This window comes from Citrobacter sp. RHBSTW-00671, from assembly GCF_014103415.1.
Lineage (GTDB): Bacteria > Pseudomonadota > Gammaproteobacteria > Enterobacterales > Enterobacteriaceae > Citrobacter.
This window is the reverse complement of the sequence record NZ_JABXPR010000001.1, coordinates 2,309,446-2,329,264: the sequence shown is the minus strand read 5'-3', so window position 1 is coordinate 2,329,264 and position 19,819 is coordinate 2,309,446. Positions and strand designations below refer to the sequence as shown.

General features: G+C 51.4%; 14 protein-coding genes and 1 pseudogene. 7 read left to right on the top strand and 8 right to left on the bottom strand.

All coding sequences use genetic code 11. The annotated features are described in order from the left end of the window. The first annotated feature begins 113 nt into the window (after window positions 1-113). Together HV261_RS10935 and preA are read left to right on the top strand one after the other, a co-directional pair. Window positions 114-1,355: an NAD(P)-dependent oxidoreductase gene (locus HV261_RS10935; RefSeq protein ID WP_202038274.1), complete on the top strand. Its 1,242-nt coding sequence runs from the start codon at window positions 114-116 to the stop codon at window positions 1,353-1,355. Then, window positions 1,349-2,584 carry an NAD-dependent dihydropyrimidine dehydrogenase subunit PreA gene (preA, locus tag HV261_RS10930; protein ID WP_202038273.1) on the top strand — a complete coding sequence of 412 codons (1,236 nt, stop codon included), beginning with the start codon at window positions 1,349-1,351 and terminating at the stop codon, window positions 2,582-2,584. Before HV261_RS10935 ends, preA begins: the two co-directional genes overlap by 7 nt. A gap of 58 nt (window positions 2,585-2,642) precedes the next feature. On the opposite strand, the gene mglC is transcribed toward preA, so the two are convergent. The 6 genes from mglC to folE all read right to left on the bottom strand — a co-directional run bounded on the left by mglC (window position 2,643) and on the right by folE (window position 9,562). Beyond that, window positions 2,643-3,653, bottom strand: coding sequence for a galactose/methyl galactoside ABC transporter permease MglC (gene mglC / locus HV261_RS10925; protein ID WP_005129205.1), 1,011 nt, complete (start codon window positions 3,651-3,653; stop codon window positions 2,643-2,645). Window positions 3,654-3,668: 15 nt separating this feature from the next. Further along, the gene (mglA, locus tag HV261_RS10920) at window positions 3,669-5,189 is read right to left on the bottom strand and encodes a galactose/methyl galactoside ABC transporter ATP-binding protein MglA (RefSeq protein ID WP_137382286.1); all 1,521 of its coding nucleotides are present in this window, start codon (window positions 5,187-5,189) and stop codon (window positions 3,669-3,671) included. 71 nt (window positions 5,190-5,260) lie between these two features. Further along, entirely contained in the window at window positions 5,261-6,259 is a 999-nt protein-coding gene (gene mglB, locus HV261_RS10915; protein WP_202038272.1) for a galactose/glucose ABC transporter substrate-binding protein MglB, read from the bottom strand. A 295-nt stretch (window positions 6,260-6,554) separates the two neighbouring features. Continuing rightward, window positions 6,555-7,577, bottom strand: coding sequence for an HTH-type transcriptional regulator GalS (gene galS, locus HV261_RS10910; protein WP_202038271.1), 1,023 nt, complete (start codon window positions 7,575-7,577; stop codon window positions 6,555-6,557). 144 nt (window positions 7,578-7,721) lie between these two features. Further along, entirely contained in the window at window positions 7,722-8,879 is a 1,158-nt protein-coding gene (gene yeiB, locus HV261_RS10905) for a DUF418 domain-containing protein YeiB (RefSeq protein WP_202038270.1), read from the bottom strand. Between the two features lie 14 nt (window positions 8,880-8,893). After that, window positions 8,894-9,562, bottom strand: coding sequence for a GTP cyclohydrolase I FolE (gene folE / locus HV261_RS10900; RefSeq protein WP_003027410.1), 669 nt, complete (start codon window positions 9,560-9,562; stop codon window positions 8,894-8,896). 321 nt (window positions 9,563-9,883) lie between these two features. On the opposite strand from folE, the gene fghA reads away from it, so the two are divergent. Further along, window positions 9,884-10,723 (top strand): S-formylglutathione hydrolase, encoded by an 840-nt coding sequence (fghA, locus tag HV261_RS10895; protein WP_202038269.1) that lies wholly within the window; start codon window positions 9,884-9,886, stop codon window positions 10,721-10,723. 274 nt (window positions 10,724-10,997) lie between these two features. Beyond that, window positions 10,998-12,983, top strand: a pseudogene (locus HV261_RS10890) (ligand-gated channel protein). Between the two features lie 877 nt (window positions 12,984-13,860). On the opposite strand, the gene lysP reads toward HV261_RS10890, so the two are convergent. Together lysP and yieE are read right to left on the bottom strand one after the other, a co-directional pair. Continuing rightward, window positions 13,861-15,330 (bottom strand): lysine-specific permease, encoded by a 1,470-nt coding sequence (gene lysP, locus HV261_RS10885; protein WP_137383673.1) that lies wholly within the window; start codon window positions 15,328-15,330, stop codon window positions 13,861-13,863. 197 nt (window positions 15,331-15,527) lie between these two features. After that, a complete protein-coding gene (gene yieE, locus HV261_RS10880; protein WP_048211165.1) occupies window positions 15,528-16,409 on the bottom strand; it encodes a DNA-binding transcriptional regulator YeiE in 882 nt (293 codons plus the stop codon). A 133-nt stretch (window positions 16,410-16,542) separates the two neighbouring features. Here yieE and HV261_RS10875 point away from each other — a divergent pair, with 133 nt between their 5' ends. The 3 genes from HV261_RS10875 to HV261_RS10865 all read left to right on the top strand — a co-directional run bounded on the left by HV261_RS10875 (window position 16,543) and on the right by HV261_RS10865 (window position 19,729). Beyond that, on the top strand, window positions 16,543-17,592 hold the full coding sequence (locus tag HV261_RS10875) for a YeiH family protein (protein ID WP_137383674.1): 1,050 nt from the start codon (window positions 16,543-16,545) through the stop codon (window positions 17,590-17,592). A 188-nt stretch (window positions 17,593-17,780) separates the two neighbouring features. Next, window positions 17,781-18,638: a deoxyribonuclease IV gene (gene nfo, locus HV261_RS10870; RefSeq protein ID WP_202038268.1), complete on the top strand. Its 858-nt coding sequence runs from the start codon at window positions 17,781-17,783 to the stop codon at window positions 18,636-18,638. Window positions 18,639-18,640: 2 nt separating this feature from the next. Beyond that, window positions 18,641-19,729, top strand: coding sequence for a sugar kinase (locus tag HV261_RS10865; protein WP_137383676.1), 1,089 nt, complete (start codon window positions 18,641-18,643; stop codon window positions 19,727-19,729). Window positions 19,730-19,819: the final 90 nt, after the last annotated feature.

Here is a 19,819-nt window from a genome sequence, read left to right as displayed (position 1 = left end):
TCCTTTCACAGAATACTCTTCCTGCAGTGCTTAGCCTTAAGAATAGCCTTTCACTTTTTATATTTTGTTATTAAAGGGTTGCCTTAATTTACTCAAGCATTAAGGAAGAAAATATGCCACAACAAAATTATCTGGATGAGCTCACGCCGGCTTTTACCCCATTATTAGCAATAAAAGAGGCCTCTCGTTGTTTATTATGTCACGATGCCCCCTGTAGTCAGGATTGCCCGGCACAAACCGACCCAGGGAAATTTATTCGCTCCATTTATTTCCGCAATTTTAAAGGCGCGGCTGAAACTATTCGGGAAAATAATGCGCTCGGTGCGGTGTGCGCCCGGGTATGCCCAACCGAAAAATTATGCCAGCGCGGATGTACGCGTTCAGGAATTGATAAACCTATCGATATTGCGCGTCTGCAGCGATTTATTACCGATTTTGAACAGCAGACCGCAATGAAAATCTATCAGCCCGCAACAAAAACGCTGGGCAAGGTCGCCATCATCGGTGCAGGTCCGGCCGGATTACAGGCCAGCGTAACGCTGAGTAATCTTGGCTATGACGTCACCCTCTTCGAAAAGCAGGCCCAGCCAGGCGGCTGGTTGCGTTATGGCATTCCAGAGTTTCGTCTGCCGCAGACGGTTTTAGATAATGAGATTGCCCGTATCGTGGAAATGGGCGTGACCATCAGATGCAATTGTGAAGTGGGTAATGCCCTCTCCCTTGAGCAACTCAAAACAGAATACCGCGCCGTACTGGTGACCGTAGGGATGTCTTACGGTTCTACGCTGCCTCTGTTTGACCAGGCGAATAATGTCGAAATTGCCGTCGACTTTCTGCAACGGGCCCGACAGTCAGGCGGCAATATTACCGTCGCGCAAAGCGCATTGATCATCGGCGGTGGCGATGTGGCAATGGATGTCGCCAGTACACTGAAACTGCTGGGCTGCCCGTCCGTCACCTGTGTCGCGCGTGAGGAACTGGCCGAATTCCCTGCCAGCGACAAAGAGTTCAACAGCACCCAGGCGTTAGGGGTATCGATTATTGACGGTTTCACGCCTGTGGCGGTTAGTGGAAATCGCGTCACCTTTAAGCACGTACGCCTGCTGGGAGAACTCTCGCTTGAAGCCGAACATATTATTCTTGCCGTCGGTCAACATGCGCAGCTTGATGATTTTGCTGCGTTAAAGCCGCAGCGCAACCTTATCGATACGCACAATTACCAAACCGCCGATCCGGTTATGTTTGCCGCGGGCGATATTGTTAAAGGCGATAAAACCGTTGTATACGCCGTGAAAACCGGAAAAGAAGCCGCTCAGGCCATTCATCACTATTTAGAGGGAGCTTGCTCATGTTAACGAAAGATCTTTCTATTACTTTTTGCGGCGTCAAATTTCCCAACCCGTTCTGCCTCTCTTCTTCGCCGGTGGGCAACTGCTATGAGATGTGCGCCAAAGCCTATGATACCGGCTGGGGCGGTATTGTTTTTAAGACAATCGGTTTCTTTATCGCCAATGAAGTCTCCCCACGCTTTGACCATCTGACCAAAGAAGATACCGGCTTTATCGGCTTCAAAAACATGGAGCAAATTGCCGAGCATCCGCTGGAGGAGAATCTGGCCGCAATTCGCCGACTGAAACAGGACTATCCTGACAAGGTCCTGATTGCGTCGATCATGGGTGAAAACGAAGAACAGTGGCAGGAGCTGGCTCGCCTGGTTGAAGAGGCCGGTGCAGACATGATCGAATGCAACTTCTCGTGTCCGCAAATGACCTCACATGCCATGGGCAGCGATGTCGGGCAAAGCCCTGAGCTGGTCGAAAAGTATTGTCGGGCAGTGAAACGCGGCTCAACCTTACCAATGCTGGCTAAAATGACACCGAATATTGGTGATATGTGCGAGGTGGCGCTGGCAGCTAAGCGCGGAGGTGCTGACGGTATCGCGACCATCAATACGGTTAAATCCATCACCAATATCGACCTGAAGCGCAAAATCGGGATGCCGGTCGTCAACGGTAAATCCAGTATTTCTGGTTACTCCGGCAAGGCCGTGAAACCTATCGCTCTGCGCTTTATTCAGCAACTGCGTATGCACCCTGAACTGCGCGATTTCCCGATTAGCGGCATTGGGGGGATTGAAACCTGGGAGGACGCCGCCGAGTTTCTGCTGTTGGGTGCTGCCACGCTGCAGGTAACCACCGGAGTCATGCAGTATGGCTACCGAATCGTGGAGGACATGACCAGCGGGCTGTCGCATTACCTCGCCGATCAAGGATTTGACTCGCTGGAGGAGATGGTCGGTCTCGCCAATGCCAATATCATCCCCGCAGAGGAACTTGATCGTAGCTACATCGTCTATCCGCATATCAATCTCGCAAAATGTGTGGGCTGTGGCCGCTGCTACATCTCCTGCTATGACGGTGGGCACCAGGCGATGGAATGGAATGAGGAGACCCGTACACCACACTGCAACACTGAAAAATGCGTGGGCTGCCTGCTGTGCGGTCACGTTTGCCCGGTAGCCTGTATCGATCTCGGTGAGGTGAAATTTAAAACCGGCGAGAAAGCGCATGCGTTAACATTGTAACACTCACAAAAAAGCCCGGTGCAGATTGCGCTGCACCGGGCTTTTAGCGTTCTAATCGTTACTTCTTACGTGCGTATTTCAGTGAATCCAGCGCGACGGCGAAGATGATGATGCCGCCCTTAATAATGTACTGCCAGTAAGGGTTCACGCCGATGTAGGTCAGACCGTAGTTGATGACGGTGAAGATAATCACACCGGTCACCACGCCGAAAACCGTCCCCACGCCACCGCTGAACGACACGCCGCCAACCACGCATGCCGCAATAGCATCCAGCTCGTACATAAAGCCGAGGTTGTTGGTCGCAGAACCGATACGCCCTGCTTCCAGCAAACCACCGAAGGCATAGAACACACCAGACAGCGCATAGATAATCAGCAGGTTCAGCGCCACGTTTACACCGGACACTTTCGCCGCTTCAGGGTTACCGCCGATAGCGAAAATATTTTTACCAAAACGGGTCTTGTTCCACAGCACCCAAACAAAGGCCACGGCAATCAAGGCATAGAAAGTAATGTAGGAGAGTCGGAAACTACCCAGCGCAATAAAGCCCTGCGCAAAGGTTGAGAACCCGCTGTCAAAGCCAGAAATTGGCGATGCCCCAACAAAATCGTAATACAGGGAGTTAATACCGTAGACGATAATCATCGTACCGAGGGTAGTAATAAAGGGCGTCACATTCAGATAAGCAATGATGATACCGTTTACCAGACCGATGACAGCACCGATAACGCAGACAATCAGCACGACCACAATAATGGGCATCGTCGCCATTTCCGGGAACACCTTGTTGGCGTTCTCCATCGACTGCAGCAAGGTTGCCGCCACGACCGCCGCCAGACCGACCTGGCGCCCTGCTGACAGGTCCGTCCCTTGCGTAACAATCAGCCCGGCAACGCCCAGCGCGATAATAATACGCACCGAGGATTGCGTCAGAATATTACTCAGGTTCAGTAAACTTAAGAAAGTGGGATCCTGGAAAATAATAATTGCCAGCAAAACCAAAAGAACAACGTAAATTCCGCCTTCTTTCAGGTAAGTAAGAAAACTTTTCTTATTTAACGCACTCATGAGGAGCCCCTAATCTTAAAGGTGCAAAGACGCAAGACGGAGGATTTCGTTTTGCGTTGTGGTTTTGGTTTCAACAATTCCCGCGACGAGGCCATTGCTCATCACCAGAATACGATCGGTAATACCTAACAGCTCCGGCATTTCAGAGGAAATAATAATGATCCCCTTTCCTTTTTTCGCCAGTTCAGCAATCAACTGATAAATCTCAAATTTCGCGCCAACATCAATACCGCGTGTCGGTTCATCCAGCATCAGGATTTCCGGCTGCGTTAACAACCAACGGCCAATGACCACCTTTTGCTGATTACCGCCAGAAAGCGAACCAATTTGCGTACGATGCCCTGGTGTTTTTACCCTCATCGAGTCAATTACCCACTGGGTATCGCTCTTCATGCGGGAATTATCCAGCAGGCCGACTTTATTTTTATAGTTCTGGATATTGGAGATTAACGAGTTAAAACCAATGTCCAGATAGGCATAAATACCGGTTGAGCGACGCTCTTCGGTAACCAACGCAAAACCATGGTTAATCGCTTCATTCGCGCTGTGGTTATTGATTTTTTTGCCGTGGAGCGTAATCGTGCCCGATGATTTCTCGCGAATGCCAAACAACGTTTCAACGATGTCGGTGCGTTTCGCGCCAACCAGACCGGCAATGCCGAGAATCTCCCCTTTATGGAGATCAAAAGAGATATCACGAATCGACGGCTGACGCAGAGACGTCAGGTTACGCACTTGCAGAATCACTTCTCCCGGCTTGTTCTCTTTATCCGGGAAACGTTGGTTCAGTGAGCGTCCGACCATCATGGCGATGATCTTATCCATGTCCAGCCCTTCCAGCGGCTGGGTCGCAATCCATTGACCATCGCGCAGCACGGTAATTTCATCACACAGTTGAAAGATTTCTTCCATTTTGTGAGAAATATACACAATCCCGCACCCACGCTCTTTCAGCTTACGGATGATGGTAAACAGATGATTAACCTCTTTCTCGGTTAACGATGAGGTCGGTTCATCCATAATGACGATTTTGGCGTCATACGAAAATGCTTTCGCAATTTCAATCATCTGCATTTGCGAAACAGATAATGTTCCGACACGCGCACGCGGATCGATGTCAATATCCAGTTCATCGAAAATCGCTTTGGTATCGCGGTACATTTTTTCCTGATCGACAAACATACCTTTGGTGGGATAGCGCCCCAGCCACATGTTGTCCATTACAGAACGTTGTAATACCAGGTTTAATTCCTGGTGTACCATTGAAATACCATTCTCAAGCGCTTCTTTAGCAGAATGAAAATCGATTTCTTTACCCTGAAATAAAATACTACCGGAATCTTTTTGATAGATCCCAAAAAGACATTTTAATAATGTTGACTTTCCAGCGCCATTCTCGCCCATCAGAGCATGAATAGAATGTGGGCGGACTTTTAAATTGACATTATCAAGAGCCTTAACGCCGGGAAAGGACTTGTTGATGCCGCTCATTTCCAACAAGTATTCGCCTGACGACTGAGTATTAGTGCTGACCATAATTATACCTTGTTGGCCTTGCAGAGTGCGTAATTAAGGGCGCAATGAAATTGCGCCCACAGACGGAGTATTTATTTGTTGGTGAACTCTGCCAGATTATCTTTATCGACACCTACATATGGAACGCGAACAATTTTGTTCTCAATTTTCCAGTTGGTGCCGTCTGCCGCGCCTTTGCCATCAGCCAGGTTTCTCGCCAGATCGAAAGTCGCTTTCGCCTGGTTGTTTGCATCGTTCAGCACGGTACCGGCCATGGCACCAGATTTCACCAGAGCCAGTGCTTCAGGCAGCGCATCGACGCCAAATACCGGGACGCTGGTTTTGTTGTGCGCTTTCAGCGCTTCAACTGCGCCCATCGCCATGGCGTCATTGTTGGCGATAATCACTTCAATTTTGTTTGCGTTAGGACCAGACATCCACGCATCCATTTTATCTTTCGCCTGAGCGGTATCCCACATTGCGGTATCTAACTGCAACTGCTCAGTTTTAATGCCTTTGTCGTTCAGCTCTTTAATCACGTAGGTCGTACGTGCTTCAGCATCCGGGTGTCCCGGTTCGCCTTTCAGCAGAACAAACTGAATTTTGCCGTCTTTATTCAGATCCCAGTTCGGGTTAGCGGCCCAGTGCTTAGCAATCAAATCGCCCTGAATGATGCCGGATTCCTTGGAGTCAGTACCGACGTAGAAGGCTTTGTCATAGCTGTCCAGCGCTTTACGAGAAGGCTCTTTGTTGAAGAACACGATAGGAACGTTCTGACCGCGTGCTTTTTCAATTACCGTTCCTGCTGCTGCCGGGTCAACCAGGTTGATAGCCAGTGCTTTCACGCCTTTTGCCAACAACACATCAATCTGATCGTTCTGTTTGGACTGATCGTTTTGCGAGTCATTCATCAGCAACTGTACATCCGGCGCCGCTTTGGCATCTTTTTCAATAGCCTTACGTACCACAGACATAAAGTTATCGTCATATTTATAGATAGTCACACCAATGCGGGTATCAGCAGCGTGCGCAGCCGCGCCGAATAACATGCTTGCCATTACAGCAGACAGGGTCAACACCTTCTTATTCATGGTATCTCCGGTTTTATTATGCAGGGTAGTACTTGAGATAAATGCTCGGCAGGCAGAACGTTACTGAAGTGTTACTGAACGCCGAAGCTCACTTTTAAAAATATTTCTTCCGTGTCTGGCAACGCTCCAAAAACAGGCTTTAATTGTTGTTTAAGACGCCTATACCTCGATGAAAGTGATTATTCACCGTTACATAGTAGTTACAGCGCAGCAAACAGTGTCATCATAGCTATCGCATTGTTAAGATACTGTGAATTTACTCACATATTGAAAGCGGTTACATAGCCCGACATTATCAGTTAGTGATCGGTGCCGCATTCTGCCGCAGAGCCACGGAATGACGTCGCACCAGCGTCGGCATAAAGCAATGTGTTGCATCAGGATCCAGCGTTCCCGCCGCGCCTTGTAGCGCAAGCTCGGTGGCCATTTTTGCCATAGAAGCAATGGGATAGCGCACCGTTGTCAGCTGCGGGTCGGTGTAACGTGCGATGGGAATATCGTCGAAACCAATGATAGACAGATGTAATGGAATGGCGATGCCGTTGTCTTTTAACGCCGTTAGCGCGCCAGCGGCCATATTGTCGTTGTAAGCGAAGACTGCCGTCAGTTGCAGGTTACGTCCCAGTAGTTCCACCATGGCGGACTCTCCGCCCTGCATATCCGGTGAACCGGTACCGATCCAACTGTCGGCCGGGGTAATCCCCTGTTCTTTCAGAGCACTTAGCCACCCTTCTTTACGCATTGCATCGTCCTCAATGCGGTGACTCGACGCCAGGTAACCAATACGTAGATGCCCATTGTTCAGCAGCATACGGGTTGCCATTTTAGCGCCGCTAATATTATCCAGACAGACGCAACGATGCGCATAGCCCGGCACAATGCGGTTGATCAGCACCATACCGGGGATCTGATCCATAAACTCCGCCAGCTCGCGATCGCTCAACGCTTTCGAGTGAACAATCAGTGCGTTACAACGTTGACGAATCAGTACCTCAATGGCGTGACGTTCTTTTTCAGCTTCGTGGTAGCTGTTGCCTATCAGGACGTACTTCTGATGCTGCTGGGCAACCAGGTCCACGGCTTTGACCAACGCGCCAAAAAATGCATCTGATACATCCATCACCACGACCCCAATCGTGTCGCTCACCTGCGTCGCCAGCGCTTGTGCATTGGCATTAGGGCGATAGCCGAGCTGAGTCACAGCTTTCATTACCGCTTCACGCGTGTCAGGACTCACCAGCGCACTGTTGTTGAGTACGCGGGAAACGGTCGCTACAGAAACACCAGACTGCCGTGCCACATCACGAATGGTTACCATATTCACTGCCCTGTTTTAGATTGCGGCTGCCCGCAGACACCCCAGGCTGGGTATTTTGTCAGCACAACGAAACGGACTGCGTGAGTGATGTCACAGGAATGAAAGCGCTTACATCCATTTTGTTAATGAATGTGATCCAGATCGTTATCTGGATGTTCGCGGTAATGATGTCCCTGACGCACGCAGGGTTAATTGACGCCATAGCCATTCTACCGGGCCTTGCCGGTAAAAATGCAACCAAATGACGGAGAAAAGCAGGTTAACGGCCCAGACCGGAATGACAAATAACAGCAGCGCCAGTCGGTCATATTTCATAAATAAGCCGAATTGATAAAACAGCGTGGTGCAAATTAAGGTTTGTAACAGATAGTTGGTCAGCGCCATACGTCCAACGCAGGCTATCGCAACAACGCCTTTTAAGCGGCTCAGCTGCGGCCAGAAACCAAACAGCAATGCGGCATAGCCAATTGTCTGAAACGGCGCGCCCAGCTCACGCGGGGCCTGCAACAGAAAAGCGCACCAGCGATATGCCCAATCCAGATGCCACTGCGCGACGATAGCAGGCAGGTTAATCGCAATGCCAATAATGACCAATAACGCGCCGGTACGTCGATAGTGCTGCAAACTGTACTGCCCTTTCAGCCAACCGCTGCGCATCAATGCCGCGCCCAGCAGCATCATCCCCGCCAACTGCCAGCCGTACTGTGCGCCCAGCGCCAGTAAGCTATTCGACAGCATATCCACGCGATTGCTGACCGCTTCCATACCGCCGTTAATCTTCCAGTACTTCTCATACAGCAACGCAGAAGCATCCGGTGTCCAGGCCCGACTGGTCTCACTTCCGGAGATAAACCCCAGCAGCAACAGCACGCCAACGCCCACCAGATAGAGCAACACGCCGGTATTAAACAGACTTTTGACGGAAGGGGCATCGCGAACCAACCGCCAGCAAATCAGCCCGATGAGGCCATACGCCAGCAGGATATCGCCATCCCAGAACAGCAAACCGTGAATAAACCCCAGCAGAACCAGCAAAGTGAGTCGTGACTGGATCCAACGTTTGCCTCGCGGTAGCAGCATCTGCAGACCCGCGCCAAACAGCAGCGCAAACAGCGTGAGGAATTTCACCTGCGCAAAGAGATCAAGCACAGCCCAGGTCCAGGCATCTGACGGGGTAATGTTGCCGTACCAGGCAGGATTCAGATAGGCCGCCTTTGGCAGACCAAAGGCGCTAATATTGAGAAGCAGGATGCCGAGGATGGCGACGCCACGAATAAAATCCAGCGTGACATTACGCTCCATGGCCCCTGCCCTGATCAGTTGTGGTGACGCACGGCGCGCAGGAATTCCTGACGCGTATTCTGGCTGGACTTAAACAATCCGCCAAGCGAGGTGGTGGTGGTGGCGCTGGTCGCATCACGGATACCACGCGCTTTCACGCAGTAATGCACAGCATCAATTGAAACCGCCACATTATTCGTCCCGAGCAGCGTTTGCAGCGCGGTGAGAATTTGCTGAGTCAACCGTTCCTGGACCTGCGGGCGCTGAGCGAAGAACTGCACAATGCGGTTAATCTTCGACAGACCGATGACCGAATCTTTCGGAATATAGGCCACCGTCGCTTTGCCATCAATCGTGACGAAGTGATGTTCGCAGGTGCTGGTCAGCGTGATATCACGAACCGTGACCATCTCATCCACCTTCATTTTATTTTCAATGACGGTGATTTTAGGGAAATTGGCGTAATCGAGGCCGGAGAAAATCTCATCGACATACATTTTTGCGATGCGATGTGGCGTTTCCATCAGACTGTCATCGCTCAAATCAAGATTGAGCAATTGCATAATCTCGGTCATATGACCGGAGATAAGACGTTTGCGCGTTTCATTATCCATCTCTTGCACGGGCGGGCGTAGCGGTGTTTCAAGACCACGCGCGACCAGCGCTTCATGAACCAGGGCCGCTTCTTTACTGAGTGATGACATTTCTTTTTCTCCTGCAGGTGGGGCGCCTCTGCCCTGCGTGGGGCAAAGTTTTTAGGCTGTGTCACAGCCAGAACATTGTGCGTGAGGCGGCGCACATAATCCAGTATTCGCCGCGATAATTATTGAAATTGGTGCTGCCTTTTAGCACACAGATTTCAAACGTCATTCAACCGGGTGAATTCGAGTGTTAATGTAAAGTTATATAGATGATGAAGTATGTTTGCTCAATGCGGAAGTGAAAGTTACTCACAGTGCAATGAATAATCTGTATTATGGTGAGTTCGCAAACACATTCAGGTTCAACACAACAAGGAGGCACGCATGGAAATGCTTGAAGAGCACCGCTGTTTTGAAGGCTGGCAGCAACGCTGGCGTCATGACTCCAGCACGCTAAATTGCACCATGACCTTCAGTATTTTTCTTCCACCTCCCCGGGATAACTCCCCACCTCCGGTGCTGTACTGGCTGTCAGGCTTGACCTGCAATGATGAAAACTTCACCACTAAAGCCGGAGCACAACGTATTGCGGCTGAACTGGGCATCGTTCTGGTGATGCCTGATACCAGCCCGCGTGGGGAACAAGTCGCCAATGATGAAGGCTACGATTTGGGCCAGGGCGCCGGATTTTATCTCAATGCCACGCAACAGCCGTGGGCCTCACATTTTCGCATGTATGACTATCTGCGTGATGAGCTGCCGGCACTCATTCAGTCACAGTTTAACGTCAGCGATCGCTGCGCCATCAGCGGGCACTCAATGGGGGGGCATGGTGCACTGATCATGGCACTGAAAAACCCTGGCAAATACACCAGCGTTTCTGCCTTCGCCCCCATCGTCAATCCATGTCGCGTACCGTGGGGTGAGAAAGCCTTTAGCGCCTACCTGGGTGAGGATAAATCACGGTGGGCGGAATGGGACAGCTGTGCTCTGATGCTGGCCAGCAAACCCGCAGATGCGATCCCAACGCTTATTGATCAGGGGGATAGCGATCAGTTTCTCGCCGACCAGCTGCAACCCGCAGTCCTGGCCGAAACCGCCCGCCAGACTGCATGGCCGATGACGTTACGCATTCAGCCTGGCTATGATCATAGCTATTACTTCATTGCATCGTTTATTGAAGATCACCTGCGTTTCCACGCCCAGTATCTGCTGCTGAAGTAGCCTTCGAGGGCGCAAGCCCTCTTGGTTTCTCCATTATTCCTTCACTTTTTATCCATTTTTATTTCGCCGCTATCTCATTGATTTTATAAATACTTACCCAAATTTCACATCAAACACAAATGATTTCTATTATCATTTGTGTTTACAAAAATTCATACTTTTGTACAATCCCCCCGCTTCTTTACTGAAAAGAGTCCTTAAAAGACAAATACATACAATTGTCATGGCCTTTCACATGACACGCAGTTAGATTCATTTAAATGGAATGATACAAATGACTATACCTCACGTTAAGGCTGTAGCCGCCGCAGTATGCGTCGCGAGTCTCCCATCACTCGTCTATGCCGCCGACCAGGATACCGTGGTCGTCACCGCCACCGGGTTTGAGCAAAAAATTCAGGATGCCCCCGCCTCCATTTCGGTTATTACCAAGCAGCAGATCGAAGATAAAGCGTATCGCGATGTGACCGATGCACTGAAAGACGTCCCTGGTGTTGTTGTGACCGGCGGCGGTAGCAGCAGCGATATCAGCATCCGCGGTATGGCCTCGCAATACACGCTCTTCCTGGTTAACGGTAAACGTATCAGTACACGCGGTACCCGCCCGAACAGCGACAACGCGGGTATTGAGCAAGGCTGGTTACCGCCACTGGAATCCATCGAGCGTATCGAGGTGATCCGCGGCCCGATGTCGTCTCTGTACGGCTCTGACGCCATGGGCGGCGTGATTAACGTAATCACCAAAAAAGTCTCGAATACCAAAGCCTAGACCGGCTCCCTACATGGTGATGCTACCCTCCAGGAAGATCGGGACTCCGGTGACCTTTACCAGACAAATGCCTACGCGTCCGGACCACTGATCGACGGGCTACTCGGCGCAAAAGTGACCGGGCTGTTCTCCCATCGCGGAGAAGATAAGATAGTCAATGGTTACAATGAACAGCGCCTGCGCAACGGCGGACTCACCCTCAACTTCACCCCGGATGATAAAAATGACATCGACTTCGATGTCGCGCATGAACTCCAGGATCGCAACAGCACGCCGGGCGAATCGATGGCGGCAGAAAACTGCCGTAACGGTGTTTGTAAGCCAAACAGCAAAAGCTACAACCGTTATGAACACACAACGTATTCATTAACCCACAGCGGTTATTACGACGATTTCAACAGCACCAGCTATGTTCAGCAGGAAGAGACCAAAAACCCTGGTCGTCAGATGAAATCCTACAATACGATCTTCAATAACCAGAACCAGGTCTTCCTCGGGGCGCACACCCTGACAGTTGGCGGGCAATATCGTTATGAAAAACTGCGCGATAACGGCAACCAACTGCAGGCTGCTGACGGTCTGAACAAATTGACCCGCTGGAGCTGGGCGCTGTTTGCCGAAGACGAATGGGCGGTTACCGATACTTTCACGCTGACCGGCGGTCTGCGTATGGATAAAGATGAAAACTACGGTGACAACTGGACGCCGCGCGGCTATGGCGTATGGCACCTGAGCGATCAGTGGACCTTAAAAGGCGGTGTTTCTGCGGGCTATCGTGCGCCGGATCTGCGCCAGTCATCCGCAAGCTGGGGGCAAGTGACCGGCGGCGGTCGTCTGAACGGTATCATTGTCGGCAACCCGGATCTGAAACCGGAGAAAAGCCTCAGCGAAGAGATCGGTTTACTGTGGGATAACGGCAACGACCTCAATGCGGGCGTCACGCTGTTCAATACCGACTTCAAAAACAAAATCACCGAAGTGCGTCGCTGTAACAGCAGTGCCGATCCAGCTTGTACTATTGGCAGCACCCATTACGACTTTGTCAGCGATCGGGTTAACGTTGATAAAGCCAATATGCGCGGCGTCGAATCCACCTTCGGCTGGAAGATGACCTCCGACATCAACTGGACGGCGAACTACACCTATACGGAATCTGAACAGAAAAGTGGTCAGTTCTCGGGTCAGCCGTTAAACAAAATGCCAAAGCATATGTTTAATACCACACTGGACTGGCAGGCTACGCAGGATATCGGTTTCTGGAGCCGTTTGAATCTGCGTGGCAAAACATCAGAATACCTGAGTCGTACCTCCATGGCGCAAGGCACTCCTTCCTATACCCAGGTCGATATCGGTATGCGTTACTACGCGACTAAAGATGTACTGCTTACTGCGGGCGTGTATAACGTGCTGGATAAACAGATTGATTACGATACCTATGACACCGTGCTTGATGGTCGTCGCTACACTGTTGGCCTGACTTACAACTTCTAAAGTTTGGACAATAAATAACCCCGGCACTCACCATGCCAAATGCTGTTCAGTTAACATTTTAGTTTCAGAAAGCATCAACATGTGTTGGCGGGGTAATGAACATGCTCTCTCTGAGAAAGGGTTCCGTTCACCTCATGTTCATCGCTTCTCTGTACACTGAACGCCAGTGAACGTGTTAAGGGTGCTATCGCCGCACCCTTAACAATCCCGGCTCCCGGCACGGAAAATTGTTGCTGCGCAATCCCCTCCGCTTATTCCTCCAGGCTACCGGGCCGGGCGCGATGCAACATCCCTGTCGCACGCACCCTGAACCCGCATCCCTGCGGGTTCTCCCGGCCTTACGGAAACACGTCGGCAATTTTCAGCCGGACCAGCCACGCCTGACCACCTGTATTTTTATTTGAATATGTTTGAACAGCAAAACAAATTTAACTGAAAATCAGAGAGTTGAAGCGATGTCTCCGGTCCGGCTGAAAATCGATGAGGTGTTGACGGCGACCGGGGCTGCCCGCAGGGATGCGGGCAGAGGGGACGGCCTGCAGGGACGCAGGCTCGGCCCCGACCCGACAGGCAGACGGCATAAGACGAATAGCTCGCGCAGCGACGATTTTCCCGCCGGGAGCCTGGGATGCAAGGGAGGCGGCGGTGAGCCTCCCTTGCACGTTCACGTGCAGAGCGATATCAGAGAAGCGATGAACATAAGGTGAACGGAAACTAATCCAGAGTAAAACGTTCTCCAGACATGTTTAACTGACAGGCATTAGGTATTCACTATGCCGGGGGAGGGTTATTGTCTGCCGGATGGCAGCACGGAGGCCTTACCCGACCTACACTATCTTACGTAGGCCGGATAAGCGCGATGCCATCAGGTACTAGATTACTTCTTCACACGTTTCGGAAAGTGCATTTCGCTGTAACGAACGAAACGGGTTCCTTTGGTCAGCTTATAGCCAAACCAGATGATCAGGAACAGCGGGATACCAATGTAGGTTGCCATTACGCCGCCCCAGTCAATGGTATCTTTCAGGAACGCTTCATAGTTTTGCCCCAGGGTGATTATCAGACACAGGACAAAGGCAAAGATCGGCCCCAGAGGGAAGAAGCCTGAACGATACGGCAGATCCTTAATATCATGGCCCTGCAACACATAACCACGACGGAAACGATAGTGGCTAATCGCAATTCCCAGCCAGGCGATAAAACCCGTCATCCCGGAGGTGTTCAACAGCCACAGATACACCGTCTGGTTACCAAACATGGATGTCAGGAAGCACAGACCTGCCACGACAGTCGTCGCATACAGCGCGTTACGCGGTACACCGCCACGAGACAGTTTAGAGAAAATACGCGGCGCTTTACCGTCACATGCCAGGGTGTAGAGCATACGTGTTGATGCATACATACCCGAGTTACCCGCCGACAGCACCGCCGTCAGGATAACGGCGTTCATCACCGCCGCCGCAGACAGCAGACCCGCGTGCTGGAATACCAGCGTGAACGGGCTGACGCTGATGTCTTTTACATCATTGCGCAGCAGGCTCGGATCGGTATACGGGATAATCAGGCTGATAATCAAAATCGCGAACACATAGAACAGCAGAATTCGCCAGAATACCTGGCGCACCGCGCGTGGAATGTTCTTCTCTGGATCTTCAGATTCGCCCGCGGCGATACCAATCAACTCGGTCCCCTGGAAGGAGAAGCCGACGATCATCGCCACACCAATCATGGCGGCAAAACCACCAGCAAAGGGTGCATCACCTGTCGTCCAGTTACTCCAGCCCACCGGTTGAGCACCTTTGAAGATACCGATAATCATCATCACGCCAACCACGATGAAGATAATCACGGTGGTAACTTTGATCAGTGAGAACCAATACTCTGCTTCGCCAAATCCACGTACCGAAATGTAGTTCAGCAGGAAGATAACGCCAAGGAACAGCGCACTCCAGATCCAGCCAGGCGTATCCGGGAACCACCAGCTCATTACCAATTGTGCGGCCACCAGGTCCACGGCGATAGTCACCGCCCAGTTGTACCAGTAGTTCCAGCCGAGCGCGAAGCCAAAGCCTTCTTCTACATAGTTCTGACCGTAGGTAGAGAATGAACCGGAAACCGGCATATAGGCTGCCAGCTCACCAAGACTGGTCATCAGGAAGTACACCATCAGGCCAATCAGAATATAGGAAAACAGCGCGCCGCCAGGACCCGCCGCAGAAATGGTTGCACCAGATGCAACAAAAAGACCCGTACCGATGGAACCACCAATGGCGATCATCGTCAGGTGACGCGCCTTCAGTTCACGGCGTAGCGTGGGCGCTTCTGTGGTTTTAGTTTCGGAAACCATGTGAAAATGCTATCCATCCAAAAAATGAGGCGCGATTGTAGCAGACGAAATGGCATTCTTCCGGCACAAATGCGCTGTTATAAGAGACCTTCATGACTGGCTGCGGATTATAAGTAAAGCAGAAAATGGGCAACGTATGACGATTGCCCTCAGTTGAAGATGGGGTGTGTTCATTGCAGGCGCGACGCACCAGCGTCTTATTCAACCTGCTCTACCTGGTCGCTATAACGCAAAAAACGCAGCAGCGAGTTTGAAAGATGTTTTTGGCGATGATGGACGCGCCAAAGCGTGCGGACCAGACGTGGCAACGGCACCGGAACTTCGCTTAACGTTCCTGCCTGCAGTTGTTCGGCAATAACCCGACGTGACAAGCAGCTGATCCCCAGGCCATGGCGGACAGCATGTTTAATAGCTTCAGAGTTACCCAACTCCATTGCCATCTGAAATCTCGGTAGATGAGACAACAACAGGTAATCCACCAGCTCACGGGTACCGGACCCACGTTCGCGCAGGATCCAGGGCGAAGCCGCAAGTTGCTCCAGCGTCACCGGGCCCGTGGTTAGCGGCGATGACGGCGCCGCAAATACCACCAGTTCATCTTCCAGCCACGGTTCAGAGATGATCTCCGTACTGTGACAGGGCCCTTCGATAAGCCCGATGTCGACCCGAAAATCCAGCACCGCATTGATAACATCCTGGCTGTTGCCCACGCTGAGTTCCAGCGGCAAGTCGGGGAAATCACGCCGGTAACCTGCAATCATGGCAGGTAAAATATAGTTGCCGATGGTGCTACTGGCATAGACGCGAATCGCGCCATTATCTTCACGAAAAAGCTGTTCGATTTCTGTCGTTTGCTCGAGCAAGGCCAACGCACGCGGATAGAGTAAGCGCCCGTGCTCATTGACGACCAGCCGCTTGCCGACACGGTCAAACAGTTGCACGCCAAGTTGCCCCTCTAAATCGGTCAGCGCAGCACTCACCGCTGACTGCGACAATGACAACATGACAGATGCCTGAGTCGTCGAGCCGCTTTTCAGTACCTCAGCAAACACTTCAAGTTGTCGCAGGGTGATATGCATAGTCGTTTTCCACCGGGTAGCCCGCGCTTACCACTTATAAAGATTAATTATAAATATATAATCAATTTTATTTTTAAGCCACTTCACCTTACAATTTTTGCCAAGAAATCATTCAAATTGTTCAGGAGGGGTTATGACTGAACTCGCCCTACAGAATCATCGTCGTACAGTGTGGCATTTTATTCCGGGGCTTGCCCTGAGTGCAGTTATCACCGGGGCCGCCTTATGGGGAGGTTCCATTCCCGCCGTCGCAGGTGCCGGGTTCAGCGCCCTCACCTTAGCCATCTTATTCGGGATGGTTATCGGCAACACCGTGTATCCACAAATCTGGAAAAGCTGTGACGGTGGCGTGCTATTTGCCAAGCAACATTTACTGCGTCTGGGGATCATCCTTTATGGTTTCCGCCTCACCTTCGCCCAAATAGCCGACGTTGGTGTCAGCGGTATCGTCATCGATGTCCTGACGCTCAGCAGCACCTTTATGCTGGCCTGCTTCCTCGGACAGAAAGTCTTTGGTCTGGACAAACACACCAGTTGGTTGATTGGTGCGGGGAGCAGCATTTGTGGTGCCGCCGCGGTATTAGCCACCGAGCCGGTGGTGAAAGCAGAAGCCAGTAAGGTAACGGTCGCCGTTGCTACCGTGGTTATCTTCGGGACCATTGCTATCTTCCTGTACCCGGCAATGTACCCGCTACTGGCGCACTGGTTTAGCCCGGAAACCTACGGGATTTATATTGGCTCCACGATGCATGAAGTTGCACAGGTTGTTGCTGCCGGGCATGCAATCACCCCGGAAGCTGAAAACGCAGCCGTCATTGCTAAAATGCTGCGTGTCATGATGCTGGCTCCGTTCCTCATCATCCTGGCAGCTCGTGTTAAACAACTGTCTCCGGCGACCGGCGGAGAGAAAAGTAAAATCACTATTCCGTGGTTTGCCATCCTGTTTATTGTGGTCGCGATTTTTAACTCGTTCCACCTGCTGCCACAGTCAGTGGTGAACATGCTGGTGACGCTGGACACCGTGTTGCTGGCGATGGCGATGGCAGCACTGGGGTTAACCACTCACGTGAGTGCGCTGAAAAAAGCCGGTGCAAAACCTCTGCTGATGGCACTGGTGCTGTTTGTCTGGCTGATTGTGGGCGGTGGCGCGATTAACGTTGCCATCCACGCGCTGATGGCATAATCGATCACGACTCACCTCCATTAACCCGCTATACTCTTCCCTTTTGAGTATGGCGGGTTTTTCCCGTCATATTTCAAGTTGCAGGCGCGTTGGCTGCACTCGTTCACCCCAGTCACGTACTGAAGTACGCTTCCGGGGATTCTCTCTCTTGCCACCTTCCTGCAACTCGAACTATTTAGGGAATCATTATGAAATACATCGGAGCGCATGTAAGCGCCGCTGGCGGTCTGGCTAACGCTGCTATTCGAGCTGCAGAAATCGAAGCGACCGCATTCGCCCTGTTCACCAAAAATCAGCGCCAGTGGCGCGCCGCGCCATTGACCACTGACGTCATTGATGACTTCAAGGCAGCCTGCGAGAAATATCACTTTTCCTCCGCACAAATCCTGCCACACGACAGCTACCTGATTAACCTCGGCCATCCCGTCAGCGACGCGCTGGAAAAATCACGCGATGCTTTTCTTGATGAAATGCAGCGCTGCGAGCAGCTTGGTTTATCCCTGCTTAACTTTCACCCGGGCAGCCACTTAATGCAGATCCCGGAAGATGAATGCCTGGCGCGTATTGCCGAATCAATCAACATTGTCCTTGCTCAGACTCAGGGCGTGACGGCAGTCATTGAAAACACCGCCGGGCAAGGCAGTAATCTGGGTTTTAAGTTCGAGCATCTGGCGGCAATCATCGACGGCGTCGAGGATAAATCCCGGGTAGGCGTCTGCATCGACACCTGCCACGCCTTCGCGGCCGGTTACGATTTGCGTTCCGCTGACGAGTGTGAAAAGACATTCGCTGAATTTGAACGTATTGTCGGCTTTAACTATTTACGCGGTATGCACCTGAACGATGCCAAGAGCGCATTTGGCAGCCGCGTTGACCGCCACCATAGCTTAGGGGAAGGCAATATCGGTCACGATGCATTCCGCTGGATCATGCAGGACAGCCGTTTTGACGGCATCCCACTGGTACTGGAAACCATCAACCCTGATATCTGGGCCGAAGAAATTGCATGGCTGAAAGCGCAGCAAACTGAAAAGGCGGTTGCATAATCATGAACGACAGGGAAAAGCAGATCCTTAAGATCCTGCGACGCAATCCGCTGATACAACAAAATGAAATCGCCGATATTTTGCAGATCAGCCGTTCGCGCGTCGCCGCACATATTATGGATTTGATGCGCAAAGGAATGATCAAAGGTAAAGGTTATATCCTTACCGAACAAGATTATTGCGTCGTCGTCGGGGCAATAAACATGGATATTCGTGGTGTCGCTGACATCCACTATCCTCAAGCCGCATCTAACCCCGGCAGTATCCACTGTTCTGCAGGCGGCGTGGGACGAAACATCGCCCACAACCTGGCGCTACTGGGCCGTGACGTGCATTTAATTTCCGCTGTTGGCAGCGATTTCTATGGCGAAACGCTGCTGGAACAAACGCGTCAGGCCGGTGTTAACGTTTCCAATTGTATTCGTCTGCATGGACATAACACCTCCACCTATTTGTCGATCGCGAACCAGCAGGAAGAGACCGTACTGGCGATTAACGACACCCACATTCTGCAACAGCTAACACCGCAGTTGCTGAACGGTTCACGGGATCTTATCCGCCATTCCGGCGTCGTGCTGGCGGATTGCAACCTGACTGCTGAAGCCATCGAGTGGGTATTTACGATTGCTGATGACATTCCGGTATTTATTGATACCGTTTCAGAGTTCAAAGCAGCAAAAATGAAGACCTGGTTTACACGTATTCATACGCTCAAACCCACGCAGAAAGAGCTGGGCATTTTATGGGGTAAGCCTGTCCAGTCGGATGCGGATCGCGTGCAAGCCGTCAACGACCTCCATCAGCAGGGCGTAAAACGCATCTTTGTGTGTCTGGAAGACGAATCCGTTTTTTGCAGCGAAAAGGACGGAGAGCAATTTTTACTGACATCGCCGAAGCATACGGTGATAGACAGCTTCGGCGCCGATGACGCATTTATGGCGGGATTGTTATACAGCTTCCTGGAAGGAAGTGAGTTCCGCGAAAGCGCGCAGTTTGCAATGGCCTGCGCAGCATTATCACGCGCCAGCGTCAGTATTAACAACCCGACGCTCTCTGCCGATAATGCCCTGTATTTGCTGAAAACCGCTTAGATATAATGCCGGATGGCGCTACGCTTATCCGGCCTACAAACAACAGCACTTCCTCGTAGGCTGGATAAGGCGTCAGCCGCCATCCGGCAA